At 42.9% G+C, this 19,662-nt stretch carries 15 protein-coding genes and 2 pseudogenes; 1 reads left to right on the plus strand and 16 read right to left on the minus strand.

Features of this window, described 5'->3' with window-relative positions:
- Positions 1 to 44: 44 nt before the first annotated feature.
- The 11 genes and pseudogenes from G593_RS0105310 to G593_RS0105360 all read right to left on the minus strand — a co-directional run.
- On the minus strand, positions 45 to 1,340 hold the full coding sequence (locus G593_RS0105310; RefSeq protein ID WP_029731011.1) for an ATP-binding protein: 1,296 nt from the start codon (positions 1,338 to 1,340) through the stop codon (positions 45 to 47).
- A gap of 171 nt (positions 1,341 to 1,511) precedes the next feature.
- Positions 1,512 to 2,672: an AI-2E family transporter gene (locus G593_RS0105315; RefSeq protein WP_029731013.1), complete on the minus strand. Its 1,161-nt coding sequence runs from the start codon at positions 2,670 to 2,672 to the stop codon at positions 1,512 to 1,514.
- A gap of 37 nt (positions 2,673 to 2,709) precedes the next feature.
- Positions 2,710 to 5,253 (minus strand): cation-translocating P-type ATPase, encoded by a 2,544-nt coding sequence (locus G593_RS0105320; RefSeq protein ID WP_029731014.1) that lies wholly within the window; start codon positions 5,251 to 5,253, stop codon positions 2,710 to 2,712.
- Positions 5,254 to 5,492: 239 nt separating this feature from the next.
- A complete protein-coding gene (locus G593_RS0105325) occupies positions 5,493 to 6,692 on the minus strand; it encodes an ATP-binding protein (RefSeq protein WP_029731015.1) in 1,200 nt (399 codons plus the stop codon).
- Between the two features lie 273 nt (positions 6,693 to 6,965).
- A complete protein-coding gene (locus tag G593_RS0105330) occupies positions 6,966 to 7,823 on the minus strand; it encodes a YitT family protein (protein WP_029731016.1) in 858 nt (285 codons plus the stop codon).
- Positions 7,824 to 7,928: 105 nt separating this feature from the next.
- Positions 7,929 to 8,798, minus strand: coding sequence for an L-serine ammonia-lyase, iron-sulfur-dependent, subunit alpha (gene sdaAA, locus G593_RS0105335; RefSeq protein WP_029731017.1), 870 nt, complete (start codon positions 8,796 to 8,798; stop codon positions 7,929 to 7,931).
- Positions 8,799 to 8,800: 2 nt separating this feature from the next.
- Positions 8,801 to 9,472, minus strand: coding sequence for an L-serine ammonia-lyase, iron-sulfur-dependent subunit beta (gene sdaAB / locus G593_RS0105340; protein WP_029731018.1), 672 nt, complete (start codon positions 9,470 to 9,472; stop codon positions 8,801 to 8,803).
- Between the two features lie 133 nt (positions 9,473 to 9,605).
- On the minus strand, positions 9,606 to 10,319 hold the full coding sequence (locus G593_RS0105345) for a YitT family protein (RefSeq protein ID WP_242827043.1): 714 nt from the start codon (positions 10,317 to 10,319) through the stop codon (positions 9,606 to 9,608).
- A 2-nt stretch (positions 10,320 to 10,321) separates the two neighbouring features.
- Positions 10,322 to 11,493 (minus strand): annotated as a pseudogene (locus G593_RS21420) (aminopeptidase).
- A 68-nt stretch (positions 11,494 to 11,561) separates the two neighbouring features.
- Complete coding sequence (locus tag G593_RS0105355) at positions 11,562 to 12,239, minus strand: GntR family transcriptional regulator (protein WP_029731021.1); 678 nt, start codon at positions 12,237 to 12,239, stop codon at positions 11,562 to 11,564.
- A 156-nt stretch (positions 12,240 to 12,395) separates the two neighbouring features.
- A pseudogene (locus G593_RS0105360) lies at positions 12,396 to 12,686 on the minus strand (DUF819 family protein); the annotation flags it as partial.
- Positions 12,687 to 12,885: 199 nt separating this feature from the next.
- Here G593_RS0105360 and G593_RS0105365 point away from each other — a divergent pair.
- A complete protein-coding gene (locus G593_RS0105365; protein WP_005338281.1) occupies positions 12,886 to 13,926 on the plus strand; it encodes a M42 family metallopeptidase in 1,041 nt (346 codons plus the stop codon).
- A 134-nt stretch (positions 13,927 to 14,060) separates the two neighbouring features.
- Here the strand turns inward: G593_RS0105365 and sdaAA (G593_RS0105370) are convergent, their stop codons facing one another.
- From sdaAA (G593_RS0105370) to gcvPB, 5 genes are all read right to left on the minus strand, one after another.
- Positions 14,061 to 14,930, minus strand: a complete 870-nt coding sequence (gene sdaAA, locus G593_RS0105370; RefSeq protein ID WP_029731023.1) for an L-serine ammonia-lyase, iron-sulfur-dependent, subunit alpha — start codon at positions 14,928 to 14,930, stop codon at positions 14,061 to 14,063.
- Entirely contained in the window at positions 14,930 to 15,604 is a 675-nt protein-coding gene (gene sdaAB / locus G593_RS0105375) for an L-serine ammonia-lyase, iron-sulfur-dependent subunit beta (RefSeq protein ID WP_029731024.1), read from the minus strand. Before sdaAB (G593_RS0105375) ends, sdaAA (G593_RS0105370) begins: the two co-directional genes overlap by 1 nt.
- 23 nt (positions 15,605 to 15,627) lie before the next feature.
- Positions 15,628 to 17,034 carry a dihydrolipoyl dehydrogenase gene (lpdA, locus tag G593_RS0105380; RefSeq protein WP_029731025.1) on the minus strand — a complete coding sequence of 469 codons (1,407 nt, stop codon included), beginning with the start codon at positions 17,032 to 17,034 and terminating at the stop codon, positions 15,628 to 15,630.
- A gap of 132 nt (positions 17,035 to 17,166) precedes the next feature.
- On the minus strand, positions 17,167 to 18,165 hold the full coding sequence (locus G593_RS0105385; protein WP_029731027.1) for a lipoate--protein ligase: 999 nt from the start codon (positions 18,163 to 18,165) through the stop codon (positions 17,167 to 17,169).
- 51 nt (positions 18,166 to 18,216) lie between these two features.
- Positions 18,217 to 19,662, minus strand: a complete 1,446-nt coding sequence (gene gcvPB, locus G593_RS0105390; RefSeq protein ID WP_029731028.1) for an aminomethyl-transferring glycine dehydrogenase subunit GcvPB — start codon at positions 19,660 to 19,662, stop codon at positions 18,217 to 18,219.

Genomic DNA, 19,662 nt, shown 5'->3' on the forward strand with positions numbered 1-19,662 from the left:
CTCCAGCGGTATCTTAATGTCTTATTTATTAAATTTTCTTCCATTTAAATGCAAAATGCGGCATAAAGCGGAACTATCTTTTTATCATCTTCAAATGCAAAATTTTTCGTTGAAAGCTTTATCGCATAATCGGGTTTATACTTATCCATATAAACCTTCAGGCTCTTTGCCCTTGTGTTGTCCGCAGACTTCACTTCTATTGGAATCAGCTTACCTTCACGCTGAATAATAAAATCTATCTCTGCGCCCCGCTCAGTTTCCCAATAGTAGGTATTATATCCATTAATAGTAAGCTGTACGTTGACATAATTCTCAACCATACCACCTTTAAAGTCATTCAACTCTTCCACCATATAAAGGACATCATTTGCCACAATATCTTTCTTTGCACACAATAATCCCAAATCCGACACATAAATTTTAAACGCATCTATATCCCGGTAATTTTCCAATGGTTTCCTGATCTGTTCCACTTTGTAGACTTGTGAAACAATCCCCGACAGGCAAAGCCATTCAATTGCATTTTCAAATTCAGAAGCTCTTCCACCCTTTTTTATCAGTTTATATTGAAATCTGGTATTCTTTTTTGAAAGTTGAACTGTAATATTGTCATATGCAAGTCTTGTCTTTTTAATTTCATTTAAATTGTTGTACTTGCTCATATCATTAAGATAACTTGCAAGTATCGTATCCTGTGTATGACGAATCAGTATATAATCTCTGGTCTCTGCAAACTGCATGACACATTCCGGCATTCCTCCCACAACCAGATATTGTCGATAAAGCTGCATGGCTGCATCATGGAGCGCAGACGGCATCGGTTCATTTGTCTCAAAACATTTCTTAATCTGGTCTACAAGTGATTTCTCGCCCATTGCAATCATGAATTCTTCCAAGTCCATCGGATACAATGTCTTCATATCTACTTTCCCGACTGGAAATGAAAATCTTGCCCTGTTCACCGCAACACCGAGAAGGCTGCCTGCCACTATAATATGATAATCTGGTCTTTCTTCATAAAAATATTTTAATGAAGTCAATGCTCGTTCACAAAGCTGTATTTCATCAAACACGATCAAAGTTTTTTCTGTCACTATTGTCTGCCCTGCAATATGGGATAAAATCGGTATTAAATAATCTGGACTGATATTTTCTTCAAATGTTTCATTTAGCTTTGGGTTTGTTTCAAAGTTAAAATACGCTACGTTCTCATAATGTGTACGCCCAAATCCCAAAATCGCATATGTCTTTCCTACCTGCCTCGCGCCTTGTAAAATAAGTGGTTTTCTATGTTCCTCATTCTTCCACTCTTCCAAAAAGTCCATGATTTTCCTGTACATATACCGTCCTCCCTTCATACTCAAAACTTGTTCTAAATATAGTATATGAATTATTCGTGTAAAAATCAATGTATTTTCATCGTTTTTTCACACTAAACTTCACGAACTTTTCTTAATTTCTAACATTATTCTACACATAAGCACTTCATTGGTCTGACTTAATTGTCTTTATTAATCCTCCAGCTCTACCGGATCTACCCCCTGTTTTTTCAGCTTCAGATACACAATTTCCCGGAACAGTGCATATGCCACCGACACGATCGGTATAAATATCAGCATTCCGACCACGCCCATAAGGCTGCCTCCGATGCTGACCGCCGCCAGCACCCAGATGGACGGCAGCCCTACAGAATTACCTACTACATGCGGATAAATCAGGTTCCCTTCTATCTGCTGGAGCACAAGAAACAACACGATGAACATAAGTGCCTTCATGGGATCGACCATGAAGATTAAAAATGCTCCCACCGCACAGCCTAAGAATGCTCCAAAGATCGGTATCAGTGCGGTAAATGCGATAAAGATTCCTACCAGCAGTGCATACGGCAGCCGGAAGATTGTCATGGCCAATACGAACATGCTTCCAAGAATCGCAGCCTCCAGGCACTGTCCGGTCAGGAAGCTTGAAAATGTTCTGTAAGTCAGGGAAGAGACTTCCACCACAGCCTCCGCACGACCTCTTCGTACGAATGCAAACAGTACCTTTTTCGCCTGTATCCCAAGCTTTTTCTTCTGCAGCAAAATATAAATCGCAAATACAAAAGCTATGACAAATGTTGAAACTCCGCTGATAATGCTTTTTGCAGCGGTAAGTGTCGAATTCAGCATATTTCCTGCACCATTTTTCAGGAAATCAATCAGTGTCTCCACAATCTTGTCCCAGTCAAACTGTACACTGTTGATCAGTTCGACAACCTCCTTGTTTCCATGAAAGACCTCTTTCCCCCACGCCTGTGCATGTGGGATGAACTGGGTAATACTCTGCCCCAGATTTCCAAATGTATTTACAAGCTGAGGTACAACACCAAAGATCACTACCGTCAACACGCCAACTACGATACAAAGTACACTCAACAGACTCACCGGTCTTGCAAGCTTATCTGCCACTTTATTTTTTCTTACTTTTTCCGTAAACAAGTGCCGCTCGATAAAGTTCATCGGTACATTCAGTACAAATGCAATGGCTCCTCCAAGCAGAAATGGAAAGATCAGATGTCCCACATATCCCAGTACCTCCAACACCTCTTCATATTTCCACAGTACCACGATCAGCAGTGCTGTGAACAAAATCAGCTCCCGGATTTTCCGCATATTTTCCTTATTCAGTTCCATTCAATTCCTTCCTTTATCCAATATCCTGTCAAATCCTCTATTTCTTTCGCGTTCTGATCCATTTCAGCAGCTGAATAACCGGCAGATTCAAAAGAGCCAGTCCATATACAGTCATCAACTGTGCTACCGTCAGTGTCTGCACTTTGAACATTCCCTGAAGTGCCGGGATCATCAGTACTCCTGTAATCAAAAGACAGCCAAGTACAAATGCTCCGATCAGATAAATGTTATTCCAGAATCGTTTCGTAAAAATGATCGGTTTGTTTGCTTTACAGTTAAATCCGTGAACCAGACGGCTGCTGCAAAGTGTTCCAAATGCCATCGTACTTGCCAGCACCGCATTTCCATCGCGATATCCGATCATAAATGCTGTCATGGTCATGATTCCGATACACAGACCTTCCACTCCTATGCTTGTAAGAAATGGTTTTGTCAAAATGGACTCTCCCATGGCACGTGGTTTTTCTTTCATCACTTCCGGATTGTGCGGCTCCAGTCCAAGCGCAATCGCCGGCAGGCTGTCTGTCAGAAGGTTGATGAACAGCAGATGTACCGGTGCAAATGGAACCGGCAGACTTGCAAGTGATGCGTACAAAACTGCAAGAATCGCTGCAAAATTTCCAGAAAGCAAGAACTGAATCGCATTTTTAATATTCTGATAAATGTTTCGTCCATTTTCCACTGCCTTGACGATCGTTGCAAAGTTATCATCCGTCAGCACCATAGCTGCCGCATCTTTCGCCACTTCACTTCCCGTGATTCCCATGGCAACTCCGATATCTGCCTGCTTCAGTGCCGGGGCATCATTCACGCCATCTCCCGTCATTGCCACAATATTTCCACGCTCCTGCCATGCCCGCACGATACGGATCTTGTGTTCCGGTGAAACTCTTGCATACACAGAAATGTTCGGTACGAACTCCTGGAGTTCTTCGTCCGTCATGTCTTCGATGACCGCACCTTCACAGGCTTCCGACATATTTTCCAGAATTCCGATTCGTTTTGCAATGGCCGCTGCTGTTACCTTGTGATCGCCCGTAATCACGATTGGCTTGATTCCTGCCTTGATACATTCCGCAACTGCATCTTTAGACTCCACTCTTGGCGGATCCATCATGGAAATCAGTCCCAGGAATGTCAGGTCATTTTCATCATTTAATGTAAGCCCCTGCTCCTGTTCCATCGTCTTAAATGCAAATGCAAGAACTCGCAGTCCGTTTTCTGAAAAATGTTTATTCTGCACTTCAATTCTGACGCGGTCTTCTTCTGTGATCTTTCTTAGAGTATCTCCATCCTGAATGTGGCTCATACGCTCAAGAAGCACATCGACCGCACCTTTTACGACCATAACATACCGTCCGTCTATAAAATGCTCCGTGGACATGAGTTTTCTGTCACTGTCGAACGGCACCTCAGAAAGCCTTGGATACTCTTCACGCACTTGTGCATAATCTTCTCCCAAAAGGCTGCCAAGATTAATAAGAGCCGTCTCCGTCGGATCCCCAATCTCCTGACCATTTTGATTTGTAGAATCATTGCAAAGCATACTGAACATCAGTAACTCTCGCTGTGCCGGATCCTTCAGATCAATCTCTCCGGAACAGACACTCTCACCATTTACATAATAATTTTCCACAGTCATTTTATTCTGCGTCAAAGTTCCAGTTTTATCAGAGCAGATGATTGACACACTGCCAAGTCCTTCGACCGCTTGAAGCTTACGGATGATTGCATGCTCCTTCGCCATCTTCTGTGTACCAAAGGAAAGCACGATGGTCACGATAGAACTAAGCGCCTCCGGGATAGCTGCTACCGCCAGCGCTACCGCAAATAAAAATGCATTTACAATCGATTCTCCACGGATCACGCTGATGGCAAATAAAATTCCACAAAATACAAGGATTGTGATGGACAACTTCTTACCAAAATCATCCAGATTCTTCTGAAGCGGTGTCTGCTTCTCTGATGCATTTTTCAGAAGCCCGGCAATCTTACCGACCTCCGTACTCATTCCGACTTCCGTTACTTCATAAGATGCTCGCCCATAAGTCACGAAGCTTCCGGAAAATACTCGGTTCGTCTGATCTCCGAGTGCTGCGCCCTCCGGCACTTCATCTAAAGACTTCTCCACTGGAAGACTCTCACCTGTCAGTGCACTTTCGTCCACTTTAAGACTTGCAACTGTAAGTAACTTTCCATCTGCCGGGATTAAGTCTCCCGCCTCCACAATTACTTCATCACCGACGGTCACTTCTCTCGCCGGTACCTGCATTAACTGCCCGTCACGTACAACTTTCGCATCCGGTGCCGACAGCTGCTTCAAACTATTCAGCGACTGCTCCGCCTTCACCGTCTGCACCGTTCCAAGAATCGCATTCATCGTAATAACTACAAAGATTACAATCGCACTCTCCACATCTCCAAGAAATCCTGAGATCACCGCGGAGATGATCAGAATAATTACCAGAAAATCCTTGAACTGTTCTAAAAATATTTGAAAGACACTTTTTTTCTTTCCCTCTTCCAGTTCATTCGGTCCGTATTTCTTTAGATTTTCCTTCGCCTGCTCATTTGTCAACATAATTTGTACCTCCTTTTTCCTATTATGGCTCATCTGATGTACAAAAATAGAGACCTTTATTGCACACCAAAAATATGCAATAAAAGTCTCACCATTTCATTACGATACGGATGATCGCTCATCGTACTGACGACATCGCAAACGCCTGATTTTCTACTTTGCAAGACTGACAGGCGCCAGTTACTCCCTTTTACTAATGTTAATATAGTCGATTCTTTCGAATCTGTCAACGGGGTTTTTTATCTTTCCATCAAAAAATCTATAACATTCTGATGTATAATTCCATCTCTTGAAAAATCAAATCTGTCCATGGAAAGTACATACTTCGGATAATTATCTTGAATATCCTTATATGCTCCAAATTCTCTTTCTATGACATCTTCCGTTGCCAGCAAATATGCGACCTGGTAATACTCTTTCTTTCCGTCTTTCACTGCTACAAAATCAATCTCACCCTTTGTCGTTTTTCCCACATATACTTCATATCCCCGAACTAACAACTCATTATATACAACATTTTCTATAAGGGCACCTATTTCTGTCTTGAATCCTGTATTTTTGATTTTTCCAAACCCTACATCTGTCAGATAATATTTATCAAACCTGGTCAATACCCTTTTGCCCCGGATATCATAACGCATTGCTTTATTCATGATCATCGCTGCAACTATCTTTTCCATATAATTATATATAGTATCCGGTGCTACTTTTCGGTTTACACTTTCAAAATACTTGGCAATCGATGTCGGAGAAAATGTCTGAGAATGGTTCAATACAATATATTCCAACAGTCTGTTCAGTGCATCTACATCCCTTACCTGACCTCGCCAGAAAATATCCTTCAACACAATAGAATCATACAAATCTGCCATAAACACTTTAGTTTCTTCTTCGGTTTTAAAATAAAAGCGCTGTGGCATTCCGCCCCATGTAATATAGTCCATAAATTCTTTTTCAGACGCTTCTTCTTTCTTTACTCCCAACATCTCACACATTTCCTGAAAACGAAACGGCATCACTCGGAAACTCACGTATCTTCCGGATAACAATGTTGCTAATTCTCCCGACAACAGCCGGCTATTGGAACCCGTGATAAAAATACTTACATTTTTTGTCGCGTGAAAAGAATTTATAGCCCGTTCAAATTCTTCAACCATCTGAATCTCATCTAAGAAAATGTAATATTTCTTCTCATCAATTATCATCTTCTCTACATACTCGTACAAATCCATTGCATTCTTTATAAATGCGTATTTCATATCTTCCAGGTTCATATATATAATATGATCATCGGTAACACCCTGATCCTCTTTCATTTCATTCATAATCTGATTAAGCAAAATAGATTTCCCACAACGTCTTATGCCTGTAATAACTTTTATTAAATCAGACTCATAAAACGGACGGATTCTCTTTAAATATAATTCTCTTTTAACCATAAAATCACCTCTGTTTCGATTTTATCTTTTCTTATTTAATCTTATAACATTATCGGCTCTTTTTCAATATTATATTCTTTTATAGTGTGTTATTTTATTTATTTTCTAATCTTATTTCATTATACTGTAATAAGATGCTATTGAATATTTTTGACGTTAACGGCAAAAATATTCAATAGCATCAAACTTAATGTTTACAAAAAAGCAGATGATGAAAAGTCACAGCGCCTCTTCATTCACCTGCTTTATTTTCTTACTCTCACCATGTTTTTCCTACATCGTATTCCGGAATCCTTTTCCTATAATCTCACTACTGTTCGTAATCATCATAAATGCATGCGGTTCTACGCTTCTTACGAATTTCCTCAGTTTCAATGCCTGGTCCCTGTTCACAACGGTTATGATGACTTTTTTCGGCTCGTGTGAATAAGAGCCTTCTGCTGACATAATGGTCGCACTGTGATTCAGCTCTTTATGAATATAATCGCAGATTATATCAGCATTATCTGACACGATTGTAAAATATTTACACAGGTTCAGACTCTCAATTACGGAATCAATGAAAAATGATTTTGCAAGGAATCCGGCAAATGAAAACAGTCCAACGGTCGGATTATATACAAAGAAAGAAATCACAACAACTGCGAAGTCTACAAGCAGTAACGCCATTCCGATTGACACGCTGGTATACTTTTTTAATATCAAAGCAATAATATCGGTTCCTCCGCTGGATGCATCCATGAAGAAGAATATTGCGGAACACACTGCCAGCAGCATAAAAGAAAATACAAGCTCCAGCACCGGCTGGTTCGTGATTGGCTTGTCTATCGGATACACATACTGCGCAACTTCCAGCACACCACTGAATACGATACTGACATAGAAAGACCGCATTGCAACTTCCTTTCCCAATATTGGAAATGCGATCAATAACAGTAACATATTGATTACAAATGTGTACGTACTGGCGGAACCGCCAAACATTCCACTTAAAATAACTGCAAAACCGGCTACACCTCCGAAACTGAAATGGTTCGGAAACTTAAATACATAGTTCGCCAGTGCAAGTACGACTGCCCCCACAGTCAGTATACTGTATTTTTTAATCGGTCCCATGTGCTCATCTAACATAATTTATCCTCTCTTTACCTTACTCATGATACTTGATTGTTTATCTTTGTTATAACATACTCTCCTAAAAAAGGGAATGCCCTCCGGCATTCCTTTTCGTAATATTTACATTCCAAGTCTCTCTGCAATTTCAAGACCCTTAGGACTTGTTGCGACACCACCCATACTTGTCTCTCTGAGTGACACGTCCATCTTCATTCCGACTTCGCCCATGGCATCAATGACCTGATCTACCGGAATGTGGCTTGCGATTCCTGCCAGTGCCATATCTGCTGCTGCCAAAGCGTTGACTGCACCGCCTACATTTCTTTTCACACACGGAACTTCTACCAGCCCGGCTACCGGATCACAGACAAGTCCCATCAGATTCTTAAGTGCCATGGCGCATGCATGTCCCATCTGCTCTTTACTTCCGCCGCGTACACTACAGATTGCCGCTGCTGCCATTCCAGAAGCAGAACCTATCTCTGCCTGACAACCGCCGGAGGCTCCCGCCAGGGAAGCACGGGACGCAATGACCTGACCGATTCCTGCTGCCACATACAGCGCCTGGATCATGGTTTCCTCTGAAGCTTCATATTCTTTATAATAAGTAACAAGAACTGCCGGCATTACTCCACAGGCTCCGGCAGTCGGAGCTGCCACAATTCGCTTCATACAGGCATTGTTACATCCCATTTTTAATGCATTTGCAATAACCTTTGATACAAAATCGCCGCACAACGGTCTTTCCTGCTCCCGATATGCATCCATCAGCTTTCCTTCTCTTCCGACAAGTCCACTTCTGGAAATTGCCTCCGGGTCATATGCTGCAACACTCTCTTTCATAGAATTCCACATATATGTCATCTGATTCCAGGACTCTTCTTCACTGATTCCGTTTTCCTCGCAGTCCTCAAGCTGAACGGCTTTCCAGAATTCTACACCTTCTTTTTCGCATCTTGCCATAATCTCATCCACTGCCTGATATGCCATAACTATCGTCCCTCCTCCAGATTCAGAGATATTACTTCCAGAATATCTTCTTTCATTTTCAGTTCAGCCACAACATTTTCCGGTATGGACTGATCTGTCTCTACGACCATAACGGCAAGACCGCCTCTTTTGTGACGGAACACCTGCATCGTCGCAACATTGATCTTCTCCCGGCTCAGTGCCGCGCTTACCTCTGTAATACAGCCCGGGCGGTCCATGTTCCGCACGATCAACGTATTGCTCTCCCCGCTGAAATCAACTTCTATCCCGTCAAGCACACTGACACGGATCCGGCCTCCTCCAATAGAGTATGCCTGCATGACCATCTTTTTATCCGCACCATTTTCCATGATCACTCTTGCTGTATTCGGATGTGCGCCGCGGATTTCTTTTTTTGCAATGGTAAATTCCATGTCATTTTCTTCTGCTACTGTAAAACTATCCGGGATTCGAAGATCATCTGGTTTCATTCCGAGAAGACCTGCAATGATCGCCTTGTCTGTTCCATGACCTTCTCCTGTCGCCGCAAATGATCCGTGCAGATACACTTCTGCTTTTTTCACCGGTTCTCCAAAAAGTTGTCTGGCTGTATAGCCGATCCGCACTGCCCCCGCTGTATGAGAACTGGACGGACCGACCATAATTGGCCCTAATATGTCAAATATGCTGCTCATTGTAAGCTCCTCCTATTAAATCTTTTTCTTTACTTTTTCCTCTGCTATCCTTTTTATCGCTACTATGAATGATACCTCACGTATTGCTCCATACTCTCGCACTTTCACAATACTCCCTAATCTTCAAATATCATTACTCTATAAATCCCTTACCTATGATCTCGCTGCTGTTGGTGATCATCATAAATGCGTCTGGATCTACCTCATGAACGTAATTTCTGAGGCTTCTCGCCTGCTCACGTTTTACAACTGTCATAACGGCCTGCTTGTTGTCTTTTGTGTAAGCACCTCTTGCATCGTAGATTGTCGCGCCGTGATTCAGCTCTGTATTAATATAATTACAGATTGGCTCCGCATTTTTGGAAATAATCGTAAAATACTTACACAGATTCAATGTCTCAATGACCGTGTCAATGAAAAATGACTTCGCAAGAAATCCGGCCAGTGAGAATACTCCTACAGTTACACCATACACGAAAAATGCTACGATGACAACTATGAAATCTACGACCAGCAGAGCCGTTCCTATTGAGACATTTGTATACTTTTTTAATACCAAAGCAATAATATCCGATCCTCCGCTGAACGCGTCCATGTTAAAGAAAATTGCGGAGCATACTGCAAGAATCATAAAGCAGAACACAAGCTCCAGCACTGGCTGATTCGTAAGCGGTCCTGACATCGGCCACACATACTGGATAACTTCCAGTGTGACACTGTACAGGACACTCACGTAAGCAGATCTCATTGTCACTTCTTTTCCCAGCAATACAAATGCAACTACAAGTAAAAGCATATTAATGACAAATGTATACGTGCTCGCAGAGCCTCCAAGCAGACCGCTCATAATCACGGCAATACCGCTAACTCCGCCAAAACTGAAATGATTCTGAAATTTGAACTTGTCACTTCGTATGGTGCATGCATGGACAGAACTGCCACACCACTATCAATAACACTCATTGCTTTATTTGCCATGACGTAGGCGATGGTTCCACCGCCGTCCTGGTCGACCTTTCCAAGTTCTGCAGTCTGAAAAGCAACATGATTGTTGTCAAATACATTTCTTACTTTCGCAACATACTCTGCGTTAGCATCATTTGTTCCATTCTTTCCACGGCTTCCTGGTATTTATTCAACACAAGTCCTCTCCCGAAATATACTGTATTCTTCTTCTCGAATACTTCCGGATAAAGCGGATCGTAAGCGGCACTTACGTCAGAAGATAACATACAGGAATTGCGAAGCACTCTTCTTACTTTCACCGGGCTATCCTCCCCTGTCAGTGCCAGAACCTCTGCGACCATATCCTCGAAGAAGTTTGACTGCATACCGGTCGCTCCCATATTTCCAATTTCTTCTTTGTCCGCAAGAATACAGCAGCCTGTACGCTCCGGATTTTCTGCCTCAAGCATTGCAAAAAGTGAAGTCAAAGCACATACCTTATCGTCCTGTCCATATCCGAGAATCATACTTCTGTCAAATCCACAGTCCCTGGATTTTCCTGACGGCACAATTTCAAGCTCTGCAGAGATGAAATCTTCCTCCTCACCGATAACGACCGGCACGACTGTTCCGTTTTTTTCACAACAACGCCGTGAATTGCAAGAGGAATCGTCACCCACTGGTATTTCTTCACACCACCATAGTAGTGTGTGTCCAAATATGCCATCTGTGTATCTTCATATAATGGATTCTGTTTTACATCTAATCTCGGTGAATCCACATGTGCGCCTAAAATGTTCATTCCCTCTGTCAGCGGTTTTGTTCCGATGTGGAAAAGTGCCAGCGTCTTCTTCATATACTGTGCATAAACCTTATCCCCGGCTTTCAGTGTCACGCCCTCACGGATACAGTCCTCAATATTCTGATATCCATTTTCCTCTGCCATCGCGATGGACAGTGTCACACATTCTCTCCGTCTTGGACTGATCCAGACATTTTCTGTATCTGACTGCCAGTTCCTCCAGTTCTCTTTCCTTCTCTTCCGTATAGTGTTCCCACATATTTTTACGTTCCATACTTAAACCTCCACAAAAAAGATGCCGTCCCCCCATGGACCGGCATCTTTCATTCAATTCATATACTTCTACACTTTATATTTAAAACCTTCGTCTGACATGGATCCCTCTTTCATCAGACGCTTTACTGTCGTCATATAATGCTCCGAAATTGCGTTGCAGATTGTCTCTTCGTTTTTACTCTTGAATACATTCAAAAGTCGTTCATGAATACCATGCTGTCGGTTTGCCGCTTCCTTCCGGTCCGAATTTCCGGCAAAATAGCAGACGATATTGCCGTAATTCAATTCGGTCCAGGCTTTCAGAAGTCTGTTCAGACCTGCTTTTTCGACGATCACTTGGTGAAACCTACAATCACAATCTACAAGATTCCCTAAATCATCCTCACCAAAAATCTTCATCTCTTCCACGATGGATTCCATCTGTGCAAGATCTTCATCGGAAAGCTGTCCCTCATATGTTCGAACTGCAACCTGCTCATAAGTTGCACGAAGCAGATAGATTTCATAAATATCTTCCAAAGTAACCTGCTTGACCGAACATCCAACATTTCTAACATATTCTACGAGTCCTTCCTGTTCCAGCTGACGCAAAGCTTCCCTGATTGGTCCTCGACTTACTCCAAGTTCATCGGACAGGTTCTGCTCCACGATCCGCATTCCCGGTTCATATTCCCGGTTCAGGATTTTCATCCGAATTTCATCTACAACATTTTCTCTCAATGTACGATATCTTAGTTTTGCCATATGATTTCATTTCCTTACTACATATAATATCATTCTGCTCCCAGCAGTTGTTTTCATGCAATGCGCAATAATTATAATTTCTTTAATCATAGCACAGTAAATGTAGAAAAGGAAACTTTTTACTGATATTTTTACTATATACTACCACTTACAAACCTATAGTCCACATATAGCTTTGACCGCATAGGCGACAAATATTCCGACATAGTTTCCGCATGCTCCGGCGATAACTCCCATGATCAATCCGACATTAATCAGTGATTTCCAGTTTCCACCTGCTGCTGTCAGAGATGCTGTCGGTCCGTCTACTATACATCCTACCATAGAAAGAAGTACATACTCGTATTTGATCTTGAACAAACGGCAGATCAGGAAATGTAATACTGTACATCCGATTAACATCAGGAATACATATAATGTCATCATAAATGCTGATCCTACGAACTCTCCTAAAGCAATAACCGGCTGACGATTCAGCTTCTTAAGCTTTGTCACATTCATGCTTAACAGACAAATGGATTTTCCTAGTAATACTTGACAATTCATTTTGTTTAATGTAGATTGTTAACAATAGGATTTGTGGTTTAAATATACTACGCGGATTCACAAAATGCAACAACAAATTTAAAATACCGGAGGTTTTACTATGAATTTTGAACAATACCAAGATTATCTGATCGACACAGCAACTTCTCTTCTGTCCATCGACAGTGCCAGCGGATTCACATCAAATGTAGCTGATTACTTATTAAAAACCATAGAGGAGCTTGGGTATCCTGTTTTCAAGAATAACATCGGCAATGTTATCGTAACAATAGAGGGGGAAGATAATACTGAGCCAGTTGCTCTGTCTGCACACGTAGATACATTGGGACTTATGGTCCGCTCTATTACATCTGACGGAATGCTGATGATTACTTCCATCGGATCACCACTTCTTCCATCTCTGGACGGTGAATACTGTAACATCCACACAAGAGACGGAAGAGTTTACACCGGAACCATTCTTTCCCTGTCACCGGCAGTTCACGTATTCCCGGATGCATCTACAAGAGACAGAGATGAGCAGAACATGGCCGTTCGTATCGATGAGATTGTTCACTCGAAAGAAGATGTAGAAGCACTCGGAATTCATGCAGGAGATTTCGTATGCTACGACCCTAAGACAACATTTACAAAAAGCGGATTCTTGAAATCTCGTTTCATCGATGATAAAGCTTGTTCCGCGCTGGAGCTTACACTTTTAAAAATCATGAAAGACAACGACATAAAACCAAAGCATAAGACATATATTTGTTTCTCAACGCACGAGGAAATCGGATACGGCGGAGCAACACTCCCGAAAGATATTAAAGAACTTCTCGTTGTAGACATGGGATGTGTCGGTCTTGACCTGAATTGCACAGAAGAACAGGTATCCATCTGTGTAAAAGATTCATCCGGTCCTTTCGACTACGAGATGACAACTAGACTTGTTAACCTCGCTAAAAAACATAATCTTGACGCTGTCACAGACATTTATCCACGTTATAGCTCAGATGCTTTAGCAGTATGGAGAGCCGGATATGACACACGCGCTGCACTCATCGGACCGGGCGTGCAGGCTTCCCACGGTATGGAACGCACACACATCAAAGGACTGATGAACACATTAGAACTGTGCGCAGCATACCTCGAGCTGATCTAAACAATCAGCAATATGAAACAGACGTTTTCATTTCCCTATTGATAAATCTTATAGAAAAAAAGCTGTCTTCAAAGGCAGCTTTTTTTCTATATCCATACACTTCTTTTTCAAACTTAAACTTCGAAAGTCCCTACCTACATTCCAAGCTTTTCCGCAATCTCCACCCCTCGTGGGCTGACCGCTACGCCCCCAAGACTGGTCTCTCTAAGACTTACATCCATCTTGATTCCTACTTCTCCCATGGCATCAATGACTTGATCTACCGGAATCTGACTGATGATACCAGCCAGTGCCATATCTGCTGCCTCCAGTGCGTTTACTGCGCCACCGACATTTCGCTTCACACAAGGCACTTCCACAAGTCCTGCCACTGGATCACAGACAAGCCCCATCAGATTCTTAAGTGCCATGGCACAGGCATGTCCCATCTGCTCTTTACTTCCTCCGCGAGCACCACAGATTGCAGCCGCAGCCATGCCGGAAGCAGAACCAATCTCTGCCTGACAGCCGCCAGAAGCTCCCGCCAGGGACGCACGGGACGCAATGACCTGCCCGATTCCTGCTGCCACATACATAGCTTCGATCATACGGTCTTCCTCTATCAAAAACTCTCTGCAATATGTCACAAGAACTGCCGGCATTACACCACATGCTCCGGCAGTCGGCGCTGCCACGATTCGCTTCATGCAGGCATTATTACAGCCCATTTTCAACGCATTTGCAATGACCTTTGAAACAAAATCTCCACAAAGCGGCTTTTCATTCTGGAGATATCCATCCATAAGACCGCCTTCTTTTCCGACCAAACCACTTCTGGATTTCTCGGAAGGATCATAGGCGTCAACGCTTTCTTTCATCCGCGTCCACATGAGTGTCATCTGCTGCCAGGATTCCTCTTCCGTAATCCCATTTTCCTCGCAGTCTTCTAACTGAACTGCTTTCCAGAAAGGAATGTTCTCCTTCTCACATCTGACCTGTATTTCTTCTACTGCCTGATACGCCATTATCCATTCCTCCCTTCCAAATTCAGCGAAATAACTTCCAGAATGTCTTCCTTCTTCCGCAGTTCTTCTGTCACACTAATCGGTATCCGTTCATCTGTCTCTACAACCATCACTGCGCCACCGCCTCTTTTATGTCGAAACACCTGCATCGTAGCCACGTTTATTTTTTCGCGGCTCAGTGCTGCTGAAACTTCTGTAATACATCCCGGACGGTCCATATTCCGGACAATCAATGTATTACTCTCCCCGCTGAAATCTACTTCAATTCCATCCAAAATACTGACCCGGATACGTCCTCCTCCAATAGAATATGCCTGAAGTACCATCTTTCTTCCTTCTGCATTTTTCATCACAACGCGTGCCGTATTCGGATGTGCATTTTTTAATTCTATATTTGCAATGGTAAATTCCATCCCAGCCTTTTTTGCTTCTTCAAATGCCACCGGAATCCGAAGGTCGTCCGGCTTCATGCCAAGAAGTCCGGCAATAATTGCCCGGTCTGTACCGTGTCCTTTCCCTGTAGCAGCAAATGAACCATGAAGATAAACTTCTGCTTTTTTCACAGGTTCACCAAAGAGCTGCCTGGCCGTATAACCGATCCTGGCAGCTCCCGCTGTATGGGAACTGGACGGACCGACCATGACCGGTCCCAAAATATCAAAAATACTTCCCATATCCGTTCCTCTTTTATTTCTTTTTATTTCTTTTTCTTCGGCATTACATGGATAGCTCCGCCTTCCAGCTCTTCAAGCGCTTCTCCGATTCCTTCATTGTAAGTCGGATGTGCCCGCATACCTTTCAGAAGCTGTGATACTGTCATATTATTGGCAACTGCTGTCACGAATTCACCGATCATATCGGTCGCTCTTGCACACATCATCTGTGCTCCGACAATCACGCCACTCTCTTCTTCTGCAACGATTTTAATAAATCCCCGCTCCTCTTTTGTGATGAGCGATTTTCCATTTGCGCTCATAATGAACTTACCAACTTTAACGGCAATACCTTTTTCTTTTGCCTCATCTTCCGTAATACCGACAGATGCAATTTCAGGATCTGTGTATACACAGCCCGGAACTACATTTACATCGACAGACACTTCTTTTCCGGCAAGCTGCTCTACAACCTGGATTCCCTGGGCACTTGCTGCATGGGCAAGCTGTGCTCCAAAGATCAGATCGCCGATTGCATACACGCCCGGAATACTTGTCTCGAACTTCTCATTTACAACGACACGTCCTCGGTCCATCTCCGGTGTCGCATCTTCTGCAAAGAGTCCGTCTGTGTTCGGGCATCTTCCAACCGCACATAATACATACTGGGAGGCTGCACTCTGCTCTTTTTCTTTCTCCACATACTTACAAATGTACTGGTCTCCGTCTGCTTCTACACCCTGTACAGCAGCTGCTGTGTGAATATCAATGCCGCGTTTTTTCAAAATCAATTTCAGATTCTGAGAAATCTCCTTATCCATATTCGGAAGAATTCTTGGGAGTGCCTCAAGAATCGTCACCTTACAGCCAAGTTCTGCGTAAACCGTTGCGAATTCCACACTGATAACTCCGCCACCGATAATTGTAAGGCTCTCCGGCACACTCTTCATACGGAACAGTTCATCACTGGTCAGGACTCCCGGAAGATCCATTCCCGGAATCGGCAGGATCAACGGCTTAGATCCTGCTGCCAGAATGATATGCTCTGCTTCCAGCACCTGTTCCCCGCTTTCAGACACAACTTTTACTTTCTTATCCGGAAGAAGGGTTCCTTTTCCGGAGATCTGGTCAACTTCGTTGCCCTTAAACAGCCCTTCCACACCGGAAACAAGCTGCTTTGTTGTCTCTTCTTTGTATTCAAATATTTTTTCAAAATCAAATGTTACATTTTCTGCATGGATACCAAAGCGCTCACACTCTTTTACACTTCTATATACTTCTGCTGCATGAATCATTGCTTTTGCCGGAATACATCCACGGTTCAGACATGTTCCGCCTGCTTCTCTTGCCTCAATAACAACCGTTTTAAATCCAAGCTTCGCTGCCTTAATAGCAGCCACATATCCTCCCGGTCCGGCACCGATCACGATTACATCATATTTCTCGCTCATACGGATGTCCTCCTGTAATTATCCACAATACTGCCAGATGGCAGTGTCTTTTTCCACAACTTCTTTCATATCTTTCCACCTTGTTCAACTGGATGTAACACTTGAATTGAATTCGGAAAGACATTTTTTCTGCTAGAGTTCTTCCTCTTTTATCCACTCGATAATATCTGCTATCATCTCTTCTTCCTGCTTATCCTCAGCCCAGTAAAGTCTAAGCTCCGAGCAAATATTCTTCTTATGATAACGGATACCTTTTAAATACTTCGGAAGCTTCTCGATCGTCATAGGTTTCAGCGAATCTGAGTATACATTGACATCAGAAATCTTTCCTTTATCCACCTGGAACTGAATATTCATCTGCCCCCACGAAAATCTCTTTGATATCTCATACTGGAAATCAATTTTCCGTCCAAAGCGCCAGTCCCAGGAGGAAAAATGTTTCGTCCTCATTTCAATTTCTTTCTGATCCAGATCTTCCATCTTACACTCATTCGATGTCAGGCCATAGACTTCTTCAAATGCTTCACGAAGTGCTTTTTTCAATGCTTCCAATGTCAGATCCGGTATGTAATCCACCAGATTAGTCACTCTTGATTTTACAGAGTCCACACCTTTGGACTGTAATTTTTCCTTTGATACAGTCAGATACTTGGAAAGCATCTCTTTGTTCACATTCATCATCAATGTTCCGTGATGATAGCAATGCTGCTCCTGCTCATAAAATGCATTTCCGGAAAATTTCTTTCCATCAATCAAAATGTCATTTCTTCCGGACTTCTCCGCTTTTGCACCTAACTTTTGCACTGCTTTGACAATAACTTCCAACTGTCTGTCAATGCTGTAATTTTCTTTTGATACGAGAAATGTGAAATTCAGATTTCCCAGATCATGATATACCGCTCCGCCACCGGAAAGACGACGTGCCAGATGTCCTCCATTTTCCTCAAGACTTTCAACTTTACATTCTTTCCAGGCATTCTGATTTCTTCCGATTACAACGGTATTCTGATTCTGCCACAAATATAAAATACACTCCTGAGGTTCACAGTGGAGGAGTAAATACTCCTCCACTGCAAGATTTTTATATGGATGAAACTGACCGCTCTCAATGTATGTAATCTTCTCTACCATACGCAATCCCCTTATCCTATTTTCAAATAATATCTTTCGCTTTTATTTACATTACTTCTGAAATGATACCTCAAAATTATACTTAAGTACCGGATGTCTTGCTGCCTCTACCTCATCCATTCTTGTGACCGGTGTTGTCACCGGTGCCTGAAGCAGGCTTTCCGGATTCTCAAGTGCGTCATTGTAAAGCTTACGAAATACCTCAATTGCATGATCCAGTACTTCTTTTGACTCTGTCTCTGTCGGCTCTACCATCAGCGCTTCATGTACAATTAACGGGAAATACATTGTAGGCGGATGGATTCCGTTATCCAGAAGTCCTTTTGCGATATCCATTGCAGATACGCCTGCTTTCTTCTTCAGATCTTCCAGACTCATAACAAACTCATGCATGCATACCTCATCATATGCCATTGTATAGAGGTCTTTTAACTTGTTCATCATATAGTTCGCGTTCAGAACTGCGTTCTGGCTTGCCTCCGGAATTCCTTCTTTTCCAAGTGTCATCAGGTAAGTCAGTGCTTTGACAACTACAAGGAAGTTTCCATAGAATTCTTTCATCTCACCAATGCTGTGCTCGGCTTTCTCCATTGCCAGAGCCCCTTCTTTTTCTACCACTCTGTAGGATGGCAGGAACTGCAGCAACATACTCTTGCAGCCAACCGGTCCGCTTCCCGGACCTCCGCCTCCATGAGGTGTTGAAAATGTCTTATGAAGGTTCAGGTGAATCACGTCGAATCCCATATCTCCAGGTCTTACAGTTCCCATAACTGCATTCAGGTTTGCTCCATCGTAATAGCAAAGACCACCGCATTCATGTACGATTTCTGTAATTTTTAAAATATTTTTGTCAAACAATCCAACCGTGTTCGGATTGGTCAGCATCAGTCCTGCAGTATCTTCTCCACATGCTGCCTTTAACGCTTCAAGGTCTACTCCTCCGTCCGGTGCAGATGCAATGCTGACTACCTTATAGCCTGCCATTGTAGCACTGGCCGGGTTGGTTCCATGCGCAGAATCCGGTACAATGATTTTTGTTCTCTTCTCGTCCCCTCTGCTCTCATGATATGCCTTAATGAGCATCAGACCTGTAAACTCTCCGTGAGCTCCTGCTGCAGGCTGGAATGTCATACCGTCCATTCCTGTGATCTCGCACAGGTATTCTTCGGATTTTTTCAGAACTTCTAGGCATCCCTGTACAGAATGTTCTGGCTGTAGCGGATGGATCTGGGTAAATCCAGGCAATGCTGCCATATCTTCATTAATTTTCGGATTGTACTTCATCGTACAAGATCCAAGTGGATAGAATCCATCATTGACTCCATGGGATTTCTTTGCCAGTTCTGTATAGTGTCTGGAAAGGTCATTCTCAGACATTTGCGGAAGGTGAAGCTCTTTTTGTCTTGCATCCTTCTCACCAGGTTTTTTGATTTCTACATCGCAGGCTGGGAGCATGCCCATGCCTCGTCCGGCTCTGCTTTTTTCAAATACTAACAT

Source organism: Dorea sp. AGR2135 (genome assembly GCF_000420885.1).
In the GTDB taxonomy this organism is placed as follows: domain Bacteria; phylum Bacillota; class Clostridia; order Lachnospirales; family Lachnospiraceae; genus Dorea; species Dorea formicigenerans.